Origin of the sequence: Cognatundibacterium curvum (assembly GCF_014284235.1) — a bacterium.
GTDB classification, from domain to species: domain Bacteria; phylum Pseudomonadota; class Gammaproteobacteria; order Burkholderiales; family Burkholderiaceae_D; genus Undibacterium; species Undibacterium curvum.
Genome location: NZ_JACOGD010000007.1, coordinates 232,765 through 249,673 on the forward strand (window position 1 = coordinate 232,765; position 16,909 = coordinate 249,673).

Consider the following 16,909-nt stretch of genomic DNA (forward strand, 5'->3'; position numbering starts at 1 on the left):
TTTTTAAAGCATTTTCAAAAAAACGCTTCAAAACAATGCTGACACACCGATTTGATGCACAACCATGCACAGAACTCAGTCTGCGCATGACTGATTCAGGCTGACTCAGACCGGTTTTTTAACCCTGAACCAGGCTGCATACAAGGCGGGCAAGAACAACAGGGTTAACGCTGTGGCGATGATCAGACCACCCATGATCGCAACAGCCATTGGCCCCCAAAACACCGATCTGGACAAAGGTATCATCGCCAGCACTGCCGCTGCTGCCGTCAGAATAATCGGACGGAAACGGCGCACGGCTGATTCGACGACGGCATCCCAGGCAGGTACACCCTCGCGAATATCGTGCTCAATCTGATCAATCAGAATGACCGAGTTACGGATAATCATGCCAAACAAAGCAATCACACCAAGCTGTGCCACAAAACCAAAAGGACGGTGTAACAGCAGCAAGGCCATTGCGGCACCAGCCAAACCCAGCGGCCCAGTCAGGAACACCAGCAAGGAACGTGAAAAACTATGCAACTGCAACATCAGCAAAGTGAAGATAATAAAAATCACCAGCGGCACATTGGCAGCGATAGATTGCTGCGCCTTGCCACTATCAGCCGCGGCACCAGCCAGCTCGACCTTATAACCTGCCGGCAAAGCTGCCTGCAAATCTTTGAGCTTAGGCGCAATTTGCGAAGACACTGTCGGCCCCTGGATGCCATCCGCCACATCGGATTGCACCGTTACCGCCCATTCACGCCCTTCACGCCAAACAACACCCGGCTCCCAGAGCAAACCAATTTTAGCCAGTTGAGATAAAGGAACCGCCTTACCCGTCGCGGTTGGCACATTCACGACACGCAATGCTTCTATGGTTGCAGCTTCATTCACAGGCTGACGCACCACCATGTCGATCAGTTTATTCCCATCACGGAACTGCCCTACTGTAGTTCCGGATAACACGGTGTTAGTGACGCGCATAACCGCTTGCGAAGTGACTCCCAGTGCCCGCAATTTATCCTGATCGAGATCGACACGGATGACTTTGACCGATTCATTCCAGTTGTCATTAACGCCTACCGTATTTGGATTGGCGCGCATGACTTCCTTGACCTGATCTGCGATTTCACGCACTTTCGCGACTTCGAGTCCAGTCACACGGAACTGCACCGGATACGGCACTGGCGGCCCATTCGGCAGCAGCTTCACGCGTCCGCGCACTTCAGGAAATTCCGTCTTAAACGCATCGACAATTTTCAGGCGCAGCGCTTCCCTCGCCTTCAAATCTTTTGGCAACACAACGATCTGCGACACATTCGTTTGCGGGAAAATCTGATCCAGTGGCAGGTAGAAACGCGGACTACCAGTCCCAACGTAACTGGTCACACTCTCCACCCCATCCTGCTTCTGAATAAAGGCTTCAAATTTTTTGACCTGTGCTTCGGTTGCGCGGAATGCAGACCCCTCAGGCAACCACATTTCCACCATCAACTCAGGACGACTGGAGTCCGGGAAGAACTGCTGCTCGATAAATTTAAAACCAAACACACCCAATCCGAACACACCCAAAGTAACCATTATGGTCGTTTTGCGCCACTCCACACACCAGTTTACGATTTTTCTGAAGCGACTGTAAAACGGGCTATCAAAAATTTCATGAGAGTGATCACCAACTGCATGCGCCTTGGTTTTCAGCAGCAAGTAACCGAGATAAGGCGTAAACAGCACAGCTGCCAGCCAGGAAATCACCAGCGCCAGCGCATTGACTGAAAACATAGAGAAGGTATATTCACCGGCTGCAGATTTAGCCAGACCGATAGGCAGGAAGCCTGCAGCAGTGATCAAAGTCCCCGTCAACATAGGCATAGCAGTCGAGGTATAGGCAAACGTCGCTGCGTCAAATCTGGAGAAACCCTCCTCCATTTTACGCACCATCATTTCAACCGCAATGATCGCATCATCCACCAGTAAACCCAGCGCAATAATCAATGCACCGAGCGAGATTTTATGCAAATCGATTTCCAGAATATGCATGAACAGGAAGGTAATCGCCAACACCAGCGGTATCGTCAGACCCACCACCAGACCGGGCCAGATATCCAGTCGCAAAGGTTTGGTATGCAGGCCGAGCGACAAGAAACTGACCGCCAGCACAATCACCACCGCCTCGATCAGGGTGTGTACAAACTCCCCTACCGATGCTTTTACCGCATCCGGCTGATTCGTCACTTGTTCCAGCACGATGCCGACCGGGAGCTTGGCTTTCAGGTTGCTCACTTCTGCCTGTAAGTTCTTGCCCAGGTCGATAATGTTGCCGCCTTTTTCCATCGAAATACCAAGGCCAAGCACTTCCTTGCCATTGAAGCGCATTTTGTCTTGCGGCGGATTTTTATACTCGCGTTTGACCGTAGCAAAGTCACCCAGACGGAAGGTGGTTCCATTCGCACGCAGTTGCAGATTTTCCAGATCCTTGACTGTCATCAGTGCACCGGACACCCTGACCTGCAGGTTGTCGGTAGACGTAGTCAGTACGCCGGTACCTTCTACACCATTCTGAGAATTTATCTGCGAAACGATCGCATCGAATGACACGCCCAACTGAGCAAATTTCTGATGCGAAAAAACGATATTAATTTTTTCATCCTGCACACCAAACAGCTCTACCTTAGAAACCGAAGGAATACGCAGGAACTGCTGACGCACAAAATCCGCATATTCCTTTACCTCTTCATAGGTAAAACCATCACCGGACAATGCAAAGATAGAGCCATAGGTATCACCAAACTCATCATTGAAAAACGGCCCGATTACACCGGCAGGCAAGGTAGATTTAATATCGCCGATTTTTTTACGTACCTGATACCATGCCTGAGGCGTTTCCTTAGGTGGCGTAGATTCACGCAACTGCAGGATGATGACGGTTTCACCTGGTTTGGAGTAGCTACGAATTTTGTCTATATAAGGTGTTTCCTGGAGCTTTTTTTCCAGCTTATCAGTGACCTGATCCGCCATCTGCAACGCAGTAGCACCCGGCCAGATCGCTCGCACCACCATGGCGCGGAAAGTGAAAGGCGGATCTTCATCCTGCCCCAGCTTGCCGTAACTGAAAATACCGCCCAGCAGCAGCACCACAATCAGATAGCGGGTTAGAGGAATATGCTCAAGCGCCCAACGTGATAAATTAAATCCACCGGAAGAACTCATTTAGCCACTCCTACTGATGCAGCGCTCGCATCAACGCTGGGAGCCGGCTTAGCAACTGCACCCAGAATGCTGACCTTCTGGCCCGGCTTTAACAAATTGACGCCAGCCGTTACCACCATCTGACCTTTGTTTATGCCGTTTGCGATGGCGACAGTTTCACCAGAAGTGGCGCCCAACTGCACCGGAACCAGCTTTGCCACACCGTCCTGCACTACCCAGACCGAGCTCACACCTTTTTCCTGAAACAGTGCAGTCATAGGCAAACGAATCACCTCCTGAGCCGAGCCAGTACGCAGACTCACAGTTGCCGTCATACCCAGGCGTACATCCTGCACATCGGCAGGCAAGCTGATTTTTGCCAGATAGGTGCGAGTTGCAGGATCAGCCAACGGCGACAATTCACGGATTTTTCCGCTTATAACTTTGCCACTGTCAGCCCATAATCTGATTTGTATATCACTGAACTGCTTAATTGAATTAATCGCGTTTTCCGGAATACCGACCACTACATCCATCGCACCTGACTGAGCAACCCGAACCACAGGCGTACCCGCCGCTACGACCTGCCCAATCTCGGCTTCCAGTGCTGTCACCACACCATCTATATCTGCCACCAGGCTGGTATAGGAAGATTGATTTGACTGGTTTTTATACGCTGCCTGTGCCTGTTCGAATGTGGCCTGCGCTGCCTTGTAAGCAACTTCTTTGCTATCCAACACGGAAGCGGCTACGAAATTCTTAGTACGTAAATCCTGGTAGCGCTTCAGTTCAGCAGCAGCCAGATCGCGGTTGCTTTCCGCAGAACTCAATGCCGCTTTAGCCTGCAACTGTGCCAGCGCAATATCCTGAGGATCTAGCTGCATCAGTACCTGGCCACGTTTAACGACCGACCCCAACTCCACTTTTCTTACCAATATTTTGCCTGGCACCCGGAAACCCAGCCTGGATTCAATATGAGGACGCACCTCACCGGATAACTCCAACGCAGCAGAACTATCACTGACACCGGCGAAAATGGCGCGAACAGGACGTATTACCTCCACCTTCTCTGGTGCTTTAGAGCAAGCACTCAGTCCCAGCACGACGGACAGGGCAAGAGCAAACGGCAAGCGCAGGGCTGCGTAGCCTTTCATGAGATTTGGCTTTTCTGGTGTTAACACTGGAGTTTTCCTTTACTATGCAGGCTGAACGAGGTAGCTATATCAAAATAACAAGGTAACTTAATTACAAGATTTACGCAAAATTGTCCCAACAAGGCATGGCGACGCACGCAGTACCCACAGTACGACAAGGAGCCATAACGCAGCTGGGGCGGTTTTGCGTAAGTCCTAAATTACTGACTCAAAGGTTAGTTATTATATGTATCCATCCATTCTTTGCCAATGACTTTTCAGTCATTAATATTATTGCGCACCATGTCTGTCGATCATTACGAAAATTTCCCTGTTGCATCACTGCTACTTCCGGGCCGCTTGCGACCAGCCGTTCAAGCCATTTATGCGTTTGCACGATATGCAGATGACATCGCCGACGAGGGAGACTACGCCTCCGAATGGCGCCTACAACAATTACAAGAATTGGATGAAGACCTGGTTCGCATGCAATCTGGCAAGCCTTGCAAGCATCCACTGGTGAGCGCCTTAGTTCCACACATGCTAAAACATGCATTGCCAGCACAAGCATTGCGCGACCTACTCTCTGCTTTTAGCCAGGATGTGGTCAAGAAACGTTACCATAGTTTCTCTGAGTTAAGCGATTATTGCGCACGCTCTGCCAATCCAGTCGGCAGACTCATGCTGCACCTGTATCAGCATGTGAATCCGCTCAGTCTGCAACAATCCGATTCTATATGCAGCGCTTTGCAATTAATTAATTTTTGGCAGGATATTGCGATCGACTGGAACAAAGAGCGCATCTATCTGCCACTGGACGATATGCGCGAGTTTCAGGTTTCAGAAACTGACATACAAAGAATGACTGTCAACAAATCCTGGCAAGCATTGATGCAGTTCCAGACCGGGCGCGCCAGAACTATGCTGCTGTCAGGCAGCCCGCTGTGCAAAGCACTCGGCGGCCGGAGAGGCTGGGAGTTGCGCTTCGTTGTACAGGGTGGATTGTTGATACTTGAGCGCATAGAACAAGCCAACTACGATATTTACCAGCATCGCCCGGTTATCAAAAAATCAGACTTTCCTGTGTTGGCCTGGCGCGCACTGCGTATGTAGCGCAAACGAGCGCTTAGTCTTTACCACAAGGCGCTAACATCGCAGGCAAATCTTGCTGTTCATCATCATTCAGTGCACACTAGCTTACCAACCGAATCCTACGTTAAGAAAGCAATCAATGAAAGCCACTTTCCAACGCCTGGCCCTGCTTACCTGTGGCCTCATCATGCTAAATGGATGCACCGTCATTGCGATTGCAGATGCTGCTGTCTCCACAACCGTCAAAGTCGGCAGTGCCGTGGTAGGCACTGCTGTCGATGTGACCGCAGCTGGTGTGAAAGCTGTCACAAACAGCAACGACAAGCCTGCAAAATAAGTCCGTTCAAAAAACTGCTACATAAGCCAATTCCCCTTAGCGCCATGCCAAGTGAACAAAACATCGCCAGACAAAGGGCCGTGCAAAACGCGGCCAAGTCCGTGCTGGCGGCGCTGCCTCAAATGATAGACGCCAGCGACAATGAGCAAACGATTGCTGAAAAAGCGAAAAGCTTATTGCAGCAACAGGGCTATACCGACACTTGGTACTATGAATGCCACGCGTTGGTGCTACTGGGCTCGCGCAGTTGTATGTCGGTCTCAGGAAAAACTTACCAGCCGCAGGCTGAGCTGGTTGGGCAAACCAATCTGATCACCGTCGATCTGAGTCCGCTTGATGAAGAATGCTGGGGCGATTTTGCACGCTCTTTTCCAGTGGAAAACGGCCGGGTCATTTCGCAACCCCAGTCGCTGGAGTTTCAGAATGGGCTGCGCTTTGTACAAGCCATGCAGGCCCACTTACTGCGCATCGCAAGACCTGACTATACTTTCGGCCAGCTATTTGACTGGGCCAATTTGCGCATCAGACAAAGCGGCTTTGTGAATTTGGATTATCGCAATAATGTCGGTCACAGCATTGCAACCTCAAGAGAAAACCGGCAATTTATTGAGGCGAATAATCGGGCTCCACTCTCTTCAGTTGATTTTTTTAGTTTTGAACCCTTCGTGCGTCTGAAAGGCGGGCATTGGGGTTTCAAGCATGAAGGTATTTTTTTCTTCAACCAATCCGGTGTGCTCGAAGAACTCTGAAGAAACATCAGAAGCAAAAAAGCAGCTACTTGCATAGCTGCTTTTTTTGTTTAAGGAACTAGCCGTTTCTGACTAACGGGCTAAAACACGATATGTATCACACACAATTTACAATAATTTTAGCGGATGCCGCCGGATTGCTCATACTGACTGTGCCGCTAGGATTTTGCACCGTGCAAGTCTGACCTGCTGGCTGGGTGTCCACTTTCACCGAGTAAGCCGTACCGTCAAGCAGACTCCAGTTGAAGAAATAAATACCGATTGCATTTACCAGACGTTGATCTACCTTAGTTCCAAAGGTATTTGACAAAGTCAGCGAAGAACCCGCATTCAAACCATTGACCGTAAATCCGACTGGCACGGCTGGCACACAGCTGACGCCAATATTAGCTGCAGCATCAGGTTTGCTGTTATCAGCAGTTCCCGACCCGTTGGTCACTGAGCAAAAACGACCTGCAGGCGGCAAAGAAACACTCACTACATATGGCTTACCATGCGCAACATATTTGCCAGCCAATTGAAATGCGCCATTGCTGGAAACTGTTTCCACGTAATCCTGTAAAGTATTTTTAACTGTATCAGTGGTATTGGTGTTCAGCGTGATTTTGCCCGCATCCGGCAAGCCAGTGAGCGTACCTTTTAATTGCACATTGGGGACACAAGTCACAACAACCGAATTATTGACGCCTTCACCCGTCATTTTTCCAGTACCACCAGCGATATTGCAGTTAACATATTTAGGCTGCGCAGCAGCAGTAATCGAATAACTCGCATTGCTGGCAACATCAAATGCAAACGTGCCATCCGCAGTCATAAACTTTAAAAAACCACGCTCATTCTGCAAAGTCAGGCTATTCGTGCCATCTGTCCCCAAACCTGTAACCGTACCACCAATTGAAGTGTAGACAAAGCCACCACAACCTGCCAGTACCACAACGAGGCCACACGCTATTCCAAAAAATTTTGTTTTATTCAAGATCTTCATCCGGATGAGTAAAGTTGGTGAAAACACGCCTGACGAGTTGAGAGGCATATGACTTTTATAGCCCGATATTATACGTTCTATACGAATTTGGTCGAATAATTCTACGAATCAGCCGTCTGCGCTACCAAAAGTACCATCTAATCTTTCGCTGACAGTGGTTCCGGCTGCTGTTCTGTTTGTTGTTCTGTTTGCAGTTTGTTAGGATAGCGCCTTTATCCGGCATTGTGCCGACTACTTATCCGATACAGCATGTCTCCTGACGAATATTGCCAGCAAAAAGCGGCGCAAAGTGGTTCCAGTTTTTATTACAGCTTCCTGTTCTTACCAACAGAACGCCGGCACGCGATCACCGCCTTGTATGCATTCTGCCGCGAGGTCGATGATGTAGTCGACGAAAGCACAGACGACATGGTCGCCAGATCCAAACTGGGCTGGTGGCGCAAAGAACTGCAAGCTATGCTGGATCAGCAGCCCACGCATCCGGTTACCAAGGCATTGCTGCCACACGTGGCGACCTATCAGCTGGATAGCAAGCATCTGTTTGCCATCATCGATGGCATGGAAATGGATCTGAATCAGACCCGTTACCTGGATTTTGCAGGCTTACAAACCTATTGTTGGCATGTGGCGGGCGTAGTTGGCGTACTGTCAGCCAGTATTTTCGGCATCACGCATCCACAGACGAAAGAATTTGCCGAAAAACTGGGGCTCGCATTCCAGATGACCAATATCATTCGTGATGTGGGTGAAGACGCACGTAAAGGCCGGATCTACCTTCCCGTCAATGAATTACAGGAGTTCAAGGTCACCGCCGCAGACATACTGAATGCCAGACATAGTGCGCAATTCGAAGCGCTGATGCAGTTTCAGTATGAGCGCGCGCAGAAACTGTATGATGAAGCGTTCGCCCTGTTACCAGCACAAGACCGCAAGGCACAACGTACTGGCCTGATCATGGCCGCGATTTACCGCGCCTTGTTGGTTGAAATTCAGCGTGATGGTTTTCATGTACTCACGCAACGCATCTCGCTGACGCCTATCCGTAAGCTCTGGCTAGCCTGGAAAACCTATATCCGTGGCTGATTCCGCACTTCAAATCGCCGTGATAGGCGCGGGCTGGGCTGGTTGCAGCGCCGCAGTCAAACTGGCGCAGGCCGGGCACACAGTACAGCTACTGGAAGCCAGTGCCCATGCCGGTGGACGCGCGCGACGGGTTGACCTTCAGGGCTATGCACTGGATAACGGCCAGCACATCCTCTTAGGCGCTTATCACGACAGCGTGGCCTTGATGCGTGAGCTGGGACTGAAACCTGAGCAGTTATTCAAGCGACTGCCGCTGCAAATGATTTATCCGCCGGCGACCGATGGCATGCATTTTCTGGCGTCTGGCTGGCCTGCTCCCTTGCATTTGCTGATGGCCTTGTGGCATGCGCGTGGCCTCAGCCGTGACGATAAACTGGCACTGGCGCGTTTCTCGACAACAGCACGCTGGATGGGCTGGCAGCTACACCAGGATTGCAGCGTAGAGGAATTGCTGATTCGCTTTGAGCAAACGCCACGCTTAACGGAATTGATGTGGAATCCCTTGTGTGTTGCAGCGCTAAACACACCAGCACCTCAGGCGTCGGCACAAGTGTTTTTAAATGTACTCAGAGATAGCCTGGGTGCCAGCCGCAGCGCTTCCGACATGCTGTTGCCTGTGAGTGACCTGAGCAGCTTACTGCCGCAGGCTGCGATGAACTATTTGAAAAGCAAAGGGGCAAAAGTCCAGCTGTCTTGCCCAGTGAGGCAAATTCAGGCTAACGCCGACGCCAGGTGGTCGCTGCATACCAGCGACGGCAGCACTTATATGGCAGACCGGGTGGTGATTGCAACCGACAGCAAGAACGCAGCGCGCCTGCTGAATCCGCTTGCTGGCTCAGACTCCAAGGCCATACCCGATTACGACTATGCAGCCATCACTACCGTCTATCTGCAATATGGATCGGAAATGCGTCTGGCGCGACCCATGTTCGCCTTGCGCGAGCTGCCAGAACGCGCGCACTGGGGTCAGTTTGTATTTGATCGCGGCCAGTTACATGCTGAGCAGGCAGGCTTGCTGGCGATCGTGATCAGCGCTCCGACCAAGACACTCGAATTAACGCATGAAGAACTCGCAATCCAGGTCGCTCACCAACTTGCGGAATCACTGCAAGATTCTGCTTTGCTGCATCCAGTCTGGTCCAAAATCATCACCGAAAAACGCGCAACCTATCTGTGTCGCCCGAATTTAAGCAGACCGGACAACCGCAGCACTGTGCCCGGCATTTATCTGGCAGGCGATTACACCGCCGGTGACTATCCGGCTACTTTAGAAGGCGCTGTACGCAGCGGCATCGCGGCAGCACGCATGCTCAGCGCCGACGCCAAAACACGCAACGCGAATTAGTCAGTTCACAGATCATCCAGATCACGGATTTTGCTCATTGCTTCGTCAATACGATCAACGCTGATAATCCTTAAGCCATCAATGCCTTGCTTAGGCGCGTTTGCTTTTGGAATCATCGCCACGGTAAAGCCCAGTTTCGCGGCTTCGCGCAAACGCTCCTGACCGCGCGGCGCAGGACGGATTTCACCGGCCAGCCCAACCTCGCCGAACACCACCAGATGGCGCGGCAAGGGCTTATTACGCATCGACGAGTTAATCGCCAGCAGCACGGCCAGATCGGCCGCCGGCTCAGCAATTTTGACACCACCGACTGCATTGATAAACACATCCTGATCAAAGGCCGCCACCCCGGCATGCCGGTGCAATACTGCCAGCAACATCGCCAGACGATTCTGCTCCAGTCCAACCGACAGGCGACGTGCATTGGGTGCATGCGAACTGTCAACCAGCGCCTGAATCTCCACCAGCAGCGGGCGGGTTCCTTCCTGCGTCACCATCACACAGGAACCGGCGACCTGCGTATCATGCTGGGACAGGAACAAAGCTGAAGGATTAGACACACCGCGCAAACCGCGCTCGCTCATGGCAAACACGCCCAGCTCATTGACGGCACCAAAACGGTTTTTGATTGCACGCACCAGACGGAAACTGGAGTGCGTATCGCCTTCAAAATATAAGACCGTGTCGACGATATGCTCCAGCACACGTGGCCCGGCCAAGGCGCCCTCTTTGGTCACATGCCCAACTAAGATCATGGTGACATTCATGGTTTTTGCGACCCGCGTGAGTTGTGCCGCACATTCACGCACCTGGGCTACTGAACCCGGCGCAGAACTGAGCGCATCGGAATACAGCGTCTGTATCGAGTCGATCACCACCACCTGGGGCTGATGATCTGACAAGGTATTCAGGATTTTTTCGAGCTGAATTTCTGCCTGCAAGGCCAGCCCGGTCGTTTCTATGCCCAGCCTGTGCGCCCGCAAGGCAATCTGAGCGCCGGATTCTTCACCACTCACGTACAAGACTTTTTTAGAACGCGCCAGGTTGGCCAGGGCTTGCAATAAGAGTGTGGATTTACCTATGCCCGGATCACCACCAATCAATACCACACCACCGGGTACCAAACCGCCGCCCAGCACGCGGTCAAACTCTTCAATACTGGTGCTGAAACGCGGCACATCGGCGGCCTCAATGTCCGACAAATTGAGGACGGGTGCAGTCTGCGCCAGGCTTTGTGGTTTTGCAGAGTAACGGTTGCCTGCGCCTGCACTTTCAACCAGGGTTTCCACCAGCGTATTCCACTGACCGCAGGACGGACACTGCCCAGCCCATTTATTGACGATACCGCCGCATTCTGTGCAGGTGTAATTGGTCTTCGCTTTTGCCATATCTTTTGCCGTAACTTTCAGGATTCCCAAATAAACACTGATATTTTAACCAGTATTGAATAATTAGCCTGCGCTATTTCAGCCGATCCTGCAGATTTTCATGGTATAAAGCAGACCGATAACACTTTGTAACAGGCACATAATAAGCATGAAACGCGGTTTCTATACGATTATGGCGGCGCAGTTTTTTTCTTCGCTCGCCGACAATGCGCTGCTGATCGCCGCTATGGCGTTACTAATTTCCATGCAAGCCCCGGGCTGGATGACCCCCTTGCTCAAATTGTTTTTCGCTTTGTCCTACGTGCTGCTGGCCGCTTATGTCGGCGCTTTCGCGGATGCCCTGCCTAAAGGTAAGGTGATGTTCATCACCAATCTGATTAAGGTTGGTGGCTGTGCACTGATGTTTTTCCATGTTCATCCGCTGATTGCTTATGCACTGGTCGGATTTGGCGCTGCGGCGTATTCACCGGCGAAATACGGCATCCTGACTGAATTACTGCCTGCTGAAAAACTGGTGGCAGCCAATGGCTGGATCGAGGGCTTAACTGTCAGCTCCATCATCTTAGGTACCGTACTGGGTGGCTCACTGATCGACCCAAGGGTGTCCGCAGCACTATTGAATTTTGACTTTCCACTCATCGACTTCTCCATCAACACCCCCACTGAAGCCGCACTCTGTGTGATCACCGCGCTGTATGTACTTGCCGCGCTGTTCAATTTGCGCATACCTGACACAGGTGCACGCTACGAGCATCAGAAACCGAATCCGATCAAGTTGATCGCAGACTTTGGGCATTGCTTCAGCACCTTGTGGCGCGATAAGTTAGGTCAGATATCGCTGGCCGTTACGACGCTGTTCTGGGGCGCTGGTGCAACGCTACAATTTATCGTGCTGAAGTGGGCAGGAGAATCGCTGGGCTTACCATTGAACAAAGCGGCCATACTGCAGGGTGTGGTTGCGATTGGCATTGCAATCGGCGCAGTAGCAGCAGCGCGTTTCGTTCCGCTGAAAAAATCCCTGAGTGTGATGCCGCTGGGCGTAGCGATGGGTCTGGTCGTCACCACCATGATCTTCGTTCACAACGTCGTCATTGCCTACCCACTATTGATCTTAGTTGGTGCGCTGGCAGGTTTTTTTGTAGTACCGATGAATGCCTTGTTACAGCATCGCGGTCATGTGCTGATGAGTGCAGGTCATTCGATCGCAGTCCAGAATTTCAATGAAAACCTGTCTGTACTGATCATGCTGGGCTTATATGCTTTGATGGTCTCACTGGATCTGCACGTAAAAACAGTCATCGTACTATTCGGCTTATTTGTGGCTGGCACCATGTTGCTGGTCATGAAAAGACATGCAGCAAATCAAAAAGAATTTGACTCACTGGCGCTGATAGGCGAACACAAGCACTAGGACCTTCTTCACATTAACTCAGGCAGACATGCAAGCTTGCCTGAGTCGACGAGTGCTTCAGACTGAGCTACGACCATCCCGCTCAGAACGAAGAGCTCGCGCAGCTGTGGCACGCTCTGCCCAGTCATCCGGGATCACAAAACCACGCTCGTATTCCCATGCATAGCCAGCCGCATCGCGCCTGAGTTTAGCCAGCATTAAAGGCGCATCGGAAACTGCAAATTGCGCGCTGAGCATGCCTATCAAATCCACAGCACGGACAGATTGCGCCGCATCGACTCTGGCAGGCGCCAGCCATTCCAGGCGGTCAAGCAGACAGCCTTCCCAGTCAGATTGCTGGCGCAATTCCTGTAAGGTCCAGATTTGCCCTTTGCAATGATCTGCTGCCACACCCCTGACTTGCGGTAAATGCTGATTATCGGCCTCGCGATAAAACAACCAGCCCTTAATCAAAGCACTGACCTGATCAGGTGCGTGCTCCAGTCTCTCCAAGGCTTGAGGCTGCTGCCCGAGTCGCATCTGACTGTGAATAATCTTATGCATTTTGGCACCCAGACTATCTGCCAGATTGGGCCCCAGATAATCATAAACATCCGGCTTCTGCCCGCTGCTATCTGCTGTAGCAGGATGAAATAAATAGAATTTGGTGGCCAGCTCACAGTGCGTCCAGCCCGCTTGCCCAGGAATCAGAAAATCAAACTCCCCTACTGTTCTGCCTTGCGCATCATGGATCTGCAGGCCACGCTGAGTGCCCGGATACATCATTTGAAAATAGGCGTGCAGCAAATTTTCCGCATACAAACCCAATCGTCGTGTCGCCTTATGCCCGGCGAGCAGCCTTTTGAAAGCCTGAGGCGCACTCAGAATGTGCCGTATGTCAGCCCGCACATCCCGTTCTGACAAAAAAGCTGCACGCACATCTGCATCATGCCAGCACGCATCCGCGTTCAGTAAATGCGGTGAAGTCAGCAACCAGATCAAAGCACGCAGATCCGGATCGCTCACATCTCCCCATTCCGCGTGAAATGTCTGCTGATAAGTGAAATCAGTCATTCAATTCTGCTGCATGACTTGCATCGCCATGCACAGGTCTTGCCAGGCCTTACTTTTATCCAGCGGTTTTCTGAGTAAGTAGGCGGGATGATAGGTTGCGATCAACGGTATCCCTGCAAACACATGCTGTTTACCACGCAACTGCGCGACCGGCGTATTCATATCCAAGCCCAACAAAGCGACTGCGGCAGTTTTGCCTAGCGCTACGATGACCTGAGGCTGTATCAGTGCAATCTGGCGCTGCAAATAGGGCAGACAGGCTGCAATCTCTTCTGCACTGGGCGGTCTGTCCTTGCCAGCATCATCAGTCGGTCTGCATTTGACAACGTTTGCGATGTAGGCACGTTGTCCGCGCTGTACACCTAACGCTTTCAGCATATTGTCCAGCAATTGGCCAGCTGCGCCGACAAAGGGCTGACCCTGAATATTTTCGTTGTAACCCGGACCTTCGCCGACAAACAACCAGGGTGCACCTTGGTCACCAACGCCAAACACCGTTTGCTGGCGGCCTTCACACAAGCCACATGCGCGACAGCCAGCAACAGTCTGCTGCAGCTCATTCCAGCCCATCTGCATTAGCGACGCAGCCTGTGCAGGTGCAGCTACAACCTCAGGAAGCGTTGCAGATTGCGGCAGGCCCGCTACAAATTCTGCATTCGCTTCAATGTTGGCGTTGACAGGTGCAGAAGTTGCTATCAATGCCGGACCCGCATCCAGCATCGGCTCCTGAGTTTGAGCCTGATCTGCCAGCGTATGCGTTTCCTGCACTGCGGCGTTGACATCGACCGGAAACCAAACTGGACCCAAGCCCATTTCATTCAACATTTTTACCTGCAACAGCGAGCTGGCCGCACTCATCCCTGACTCCTTCGCATAACGATCGCATCTTCGCGGGTATTGGACTGCGCCGGATAATAAGCTTTTCTGCGCCCTATCTCGACAAAACCAGCCTGCTGATAAACCTGAATGGCACGCAGATTACTGACCCGGACTTCCAGCAAAATGGACTCCATTCCAGACTGCGCTGCATGATTGAACACATGATCAAGCAACTGACGCGCCAGACCCTGGCCTTGGAAAGAACTTGCGACCGTAATATTCAACAGATGTAACTCATCGACCACAGCCATCACCACACAATACGCAATGACACCGGCATCAGGATCACGCAGGCAAAATGCGTCATACCCACTGGTGAAAGAATCGGTAAAATTTCCACGGGTCCAGGGATGGCTGTATGACTGCTCCTCTATCGGCAGCAGGCTATCTACATCGGCCAGAGTCAGTCTGGAAACGGCAAATTGTTGCGCCATCTCAGACATGGCCTTTGAGTGCACGCTCAGCCGTTGTGAGCGCAATTTTATTGCGCAGATACAAAGGTTGTGCCTGCGAGGCAGGCTGAGCCAGACCCTGCATAAAATCCTGCAATGCCAGTTCTGCGACTTCACGCGCATGCGGCATCACGGACAACACCGGGTAAGGGAAATCACCGGGTATTGAAACACCGTTACCAGTTACCACCGTTACCGCCCCCAAAGACGCGCAACGCTGCAACAATTCGCCCTCTTCCAGGCGTAACAGTTCAGGCTGAGCGGTCTCACTCAGCACGCCATTTACATTGTGATATTGCGCCCAGTAATGCTCGCCCATACGCGCATCCAGCAAACAAACCAGCTCACTGTCCGGCGCATGACTGGCGGCTGCTTGCGCCATGGCGCGTAGACTAACCACCGGCAACACAGGCAAATCGGCCGCGTAAGCCATACCTTGAATAATGCCGCAAGCGGTACGGATTCCGGTGAAAGCACCTGGCCCACAGCCGAAAGCCAGTGCATCGCATTCTGCGAGTTGCACACCGGCTTCCGCCAGCAAACTCTGTAAAGCAGGTATGATGCCTTTCGAATGCGTTTCCACGCCCGATAATTCACGGATAAAGCGGCCACGCGCGCTGATAATTGCGGCTGACGCAAACTCTGTTGAGGTTTCTATTGCTAAAATCGTAGTCATACGCTTATTTTACTGTGTCCGGGCAGTGCAGGTGGAAATTTCCAGCCTGCGCTGCCCTCGATTGATCTCCCGAAGCCATACTCATGCAAGAACTCAAGGATTTACAAACCCAACTTCAACAATCGCGCTGGCTGGTTGCGTGCCTATGCGCCGCCTGGTGCGATACCTGCAATGCCTATCGCGAGCAGTTTGATGAACTGGCAAAAAAACACCCCGATAAATGCTTTGCATGGATAGATATTGAAGACGAAGCGCACTTGGTGGATGAGGTCGAGATTGAAAACTTCCCCACCCTGCTGATACAGCTAGACCACAATGTGGAATTTCTCGGCACTATGCTGCCAGATACCACGCAACTGCACCGTCTGCTGAATTCGTTAGCCAGCGAACTGCAAGCCGGTCAGGTCAAATCATTCAAGCGCAGCTCACTGAATCAAAACGCGCCAGACAACTGGGACCTCAGGCAATTAATACTGGATCAGCAGTAAGCAGATATCCCGCCCATCCCTTTTCTTATAGGAGAGATGCTCACTCAACTCGCTCCGAAAACGAAAAAAGGGACTAGATTTTCATCTAGTCCCTTGAATCTGGTGCGGCTGGCAGGAATCGAACCCACGACCCCTTGGTTCGTAGCCAAGTACTCTATCCAGCTGAGCTACAGCCGCGAAGACAGAGAGTATAGCACGATGCCATCTAAAATTACTAGCCCCTGATTCTAAATCTTACGCAAAATCCGGCACATCACTCAGGCAGTGAGTCCTCATCGTTTTGAGCGGCACAATGAAAAAAGGGACTAGATTTTCATCTAGTCCCTTGAATCTGGTGCGGCTGGCAGGAATCGAACCCACGACCCCTTGGTTCGTAGCCAAGTACTCTATCCAGCTGAGCTACAGCCGCGAAGACAAAGAGTATAGCACGATGCCATCTAAAATTACTAGCCCCTGATTCCAAATCTTACGCAAAATCTGGCGCATAACTCAGGCAGAGACCCGTCATCGTTTTGAGAAACACAACGAAAAAAGGGACTAGATTTTCATCTAGTCCCTTGAATCTGGTGCGGCTGGCAGGAATCGAACCCACGACCCCTTGGTTCGTAGCCAAGTACTCTATCCAGCTGAGCTACAGCCGCGCAAGCTGAGATTATAGCAAAGA

General features: G+C 51.5%; 15 protein-coding genes and 3 tRNA genes. 7 read left to right on the forward strand and 11 right to left on the reverse strand.

All coding sequences use genetic code 11. The features are described from left to right. Positions 1-105: 105 nt before the first annotated feature. Both H8K43_RS14575 and H8K43_RS14580 read right to left on the reverse strand, forming a co-directional pair. A complete protein-coding gene (locus tag H8K43_RS14575; protein ID WP_186904496.1) occupies positions 106-3,195 on the reverse strand; it encodes an efflux RND transporter permease subunit in 3,090 nt (1,029 codons plus the stop codon). Beyond that, positions 3,192-4,328, reverse strand: a complete 1,137-nt coding sequence (locus H8K43_RS14580; protein ID WP_186904497.1) for an efflux RND transporter periplasmic adaptor subunit — start codon at positions 4,326-4,328, stop codon at positions 3,192-3,194. The genes H8K43_RS14575 and H8K43_RS14580 overlap by 4 nt, the downstream gene beginning before the upstream one ends. A gap of 282 nt (positions 4,329-4,610) precedes the next feature. Here H8K43_RS14580 and hpnC point away from each other — a divergent pair, with 282 nt between their 5' ends. From hpnC to H8K43_RS14595, 3 genes are read left to right on the forward strand one after another with little or no spacing between them, the layout of a single operon-like run. Then, positions 4,611-5,420 carry a squalene synthase HpnC gene (gene hpnC / locus H8K43_RS14585; RefSeq protein ID WP_186904498.1) on the forward strand — a complete coding sequence of 270 codons (810 nt, stop codon included), beginning with the start codon at positions 4,611-4,613 and terminating at the stop codon, positions 5,418-5,420. A 52-nt stretch (positions 5,421-5,472) separates the two neighbouring features. Continuing rightward, positions 5,473-5,736, forward strand: a complete 264-nt coding sequence (locus H8K43_RS14590) for a hypothetical protein (protein WP_222611053.1) — start codon at positions 5,473-5,475, stop codon at positions 5,734-5,736. Between the two features lie 44 nt (positions 5,737-5,780). Further along, the gene (locus H8K43_RS14595) at positions 5,781-6,485 is read left to right on the forward strand and encodes a M24 family metallopeptidase (protein WP_186904499.1); all 705 of its coding nucleotides are present in this window, start codon (positions 5,781-5,783) and stop codon (positions 6,483-6,485) included. Between the two features lie 97 nt (positions 6,486-6,582). Here H8K43_RS14595 and H8K43_RS14600 read toward each other — a convergent pair whose 3' ends face one another. Beyond that, on the reverse strand, positions 6,583-7,461 hold the full coding sequence (locus tag H8K43_RS14600; protein ID WP_186904500.1) for a hypothetical protein: 879 nt from the start codon (positions 7,459-7,461) through the stop codon (positions 6,583-6,585). Between the two features lie 258 nt (positions 7,462-7,719). Between H8K43_RS14600 and hpnD the strand changes: the two genes are divergently transcribed. After that, positions 7,720-8,553: a presqualene diphosphate synthase HpnD gene (gene hpnD / locus H8K43_RS14605; protein ID WP_186904501.1), complete on the forward strand. Its 834-nt coding sequence runs from the start codon at positions 7,720-7,722 to the stop codon at positions 8,551-8,553. Continuing rightward, entirely contained in the window at positions 8,546-9,898 is a 1,353-nt protein-coding gene (hpnE, locus tag H8K43_RS14610; RefSeq protein ID WP_329604530.1) for a hydroxysqualene dehydroxylase HpnE, read from the forward strand. Before hpnD ends, hpnE begins: the two co-directional genes overlap by 8 nt. Positions 9,899-9,903: 5 nt before the next feature. On the opposite strand, the gene radA is transcribed toward hpnE, so the two are convergent. Continuing rightward, on the reverse strand, positions 9,904-11,286 hold the full coding sequence (radA, locus tag H8K43_RS14615) for a DNA repair protein RadA (RefSeq protein ID WP_186904502.1): 1,383 nt from the start codon (positions 11,284-11,286) through the stop codon (positions 9,904-9,906). A 148-nt stretch (positions 11,287-11,434) separates the two neighbouring features. Here radA and lplT point away from each other — a divergent pair, with 148 nt between their 5' ends. Continuing rightward, the gene (gene lplT / locus H8K43_RS14620; RefSeq protein WP_186904503.1) at positions 11,435-12,697 is read left to right on the forward strand and encodes a lysophospholipid transporter LplT; all 1,263 of its coding nucleotides are present in this window, start codon (positions 11,435-11,437) and stop codon (positions 12,695-12,697) included. A gap of 57 nt (positions 12,698-12,754) precedes the next feature. Here lplT and H8K43_RS14625 read toward each other — a convergent pair whose 3' ends face one another. The 4 genes from H8K43_RS14625 to tsaB are packed head-to-tail and all read right to left on the reverse strand — an operon-like array spanning position 12,755 to position 15,757. Continuing rightward, positions 12,755-13,750 carry a DUF1853 family protein gene (locus H8K43_RS14625; protein ID WP_186904504.1) on the reverse strand — a complete coding sequence of 332 codons (996 nt, stop codon included), beginning with the start codon at positions 13,748-13,750 and terminating at the stop codon, positions 12,755-12,757. After that, positions 13,751-14,608 (reverse strand): uracil-DNA glycosylase, encoded by an 858-nt coding sequence (locus H8K43_RS14630; protein WP_230403973.1) that lies wholly within the window; start codon positions 14,606-14,608, stop codon positions 13,751-13,753. It lies immediately after the preceding gene. Continuing rightward, positions 14,605-15,072 carry a ribosomal protein S18-alanine N-acetyltransferase gene (rimI, locus tag H8K43_RS14635; protein WP_186904505.1) on the reverse strand — a complete coding sequence of 156 codons (468 nt, stop codon included), beginning with the start codon at positions 15,070-15,072 and terminating at the stop codon, positions 14,605-14,607. Before rimI ends, H8K43_RS14630 begins: the two co-directional genes overlap by 4 nt. Next, on the reverse strand, positions 15,065-15,757 hold the full coding sequence (tsaB, locus tag H8K43_RS14640) for a tRNA (adenosine(37)-N6)-threonylcarbamoyltransferase complex dimerization subunit type 1 TsaB (RefSeq protein ID WP_186904506.1): 693 nt from the start codon (positions 15,755-15,757) through the stop codon (positions 15,065-15,067). The genes rimI and tsaB overlap by 8 nt, the downstream gene beginning before the upstream one ends. A gap of 83 nt (positions 15,758-15,840) precedes the next feature. Here tsaB and H8K43_RS14645 point away from each other — a divergent pair, with 83 nt between their 5' ends. Next, on the forward strand, positions 15,841-16,245 hold the full coding sequence (locus tag H8K43_RS14645) for a thioredoxin family protein (protein WP_186904507.1): 405 nt from the start codon (positions 15,841-15,843) through the stop codon (positions 16,243-16,245). A 100-nt stretch (positions 16,246-16,345) separates the two neighbouring features. On the opposite strand, the gene H8K43_RS14650 is transcribed toward H8K43_RS14645, so the two are convergent. The 3 genes from H8K43_RS14650 to H8K43_RS14660 all read right to left on the reverse strand — a co-directional run bounded on the left by H8K43_RS14650 (position 16,346) and on the right by H8K43_RS14660 (position 16,886). Beyond that, positions 16,346-16,422 (reverse strand) — tRNA-Arg (locus tag H8K43_RS14650). A gap of 155 nt (positions 16,423-16,577) precedes the next feature. Then, positions 16,578-16,654, reverse strand: a tRNA-Arg gene (locus H8K43_RS14655). A 155-nt stretch (positions 16,655-16,809) separates the two neighbouring features. Next, positions 16,810-16,886: transfer RNA gene (locus H8K43_RS14660), tRNA-Arg, on the reverse strand. Positions 16,887-16,909: the final 23 nt, after the last annotated feature.

Coding starts and splice junctions, on each gene's coding strand:
- radA (WP_186904502.1), bottom strand. CDS start 11,286: ATGGCAAAAGCGAAGACCAATTACACCTGCACAGAATGCGGCGGTATC.
- tsaB (WP_186904506.1), bottom strand. CDS start 15,757: ATGACTACGATTTTAGCAATAGAAACCTCAACAGAGTTTGCGTCAGCC.
- H8K43_RS14580 (WP_186904497.1), bottom strand. CDS start 4,328: ATGAAAGGCTACGCAGCCCTGCGCTTGCCGTTTGCTCTTGCCCTGTCC.
- H8K43_RS14630 (WP_230403973.1), bottom strand. CDS start 14,608: ATGAGTGCGGCCAGCTCGCTGTTGCAGGTAAAAATGTTGAATGAAATG.
- hpnD (WP_186904501.1), top strand. CDS start 7,720: ATGTCTCCTGACGAATATTGCCAGCAAAAAGCGGCGCAAAGTGGTTCC.
- lplT (WP_186904503.1), top strand. CDS start 11,435: ATGAAACGCGGTTTCTATACGATTATGGCGGCGCAGTTTTTTTCTTCG.
- hpnC (WP_186904498.1), top strand. CDS start 4,611: ATGTCTGTCGATCATTACGAAAATTTCCCTGTTGCATCACTGCTACTT.
- H8K43_RS14595 (WP_186904499.1), top strand. CDS start 5,781: ATGCCAAGTGAACAAAACATCGCCAGACAAAGGGCCGTGCAAAACGCG.
- H8K43_RS14575 (WP_186904496.1), bottom strand. CDS start 3,195: ATGAGTTCTTCCGGTGGATTTAATTTATCACGTTGGGCGCTTGAGCAT.
- H8K43_RS14645 (WP_186904507.1), top strand. CDS start 15,841: ATGCAAGAACTCAAGGATTTACAAACCCAACTTCAACAATCGCGCTGG.
- rimI (WP_186904505.1), bottom strand. CDS start 15,072: ATGTCTGAGATGGCGCAACAATTTGCCGTTTCCAGACTGACTCTGGCC.
- H8K43_RS14625 (WP_186904504.1), bottom strand. CDS start 13,750: ATGACTGATTTCACTTATCAGCAGACATTTCACGCGGAATGGGGAGAT.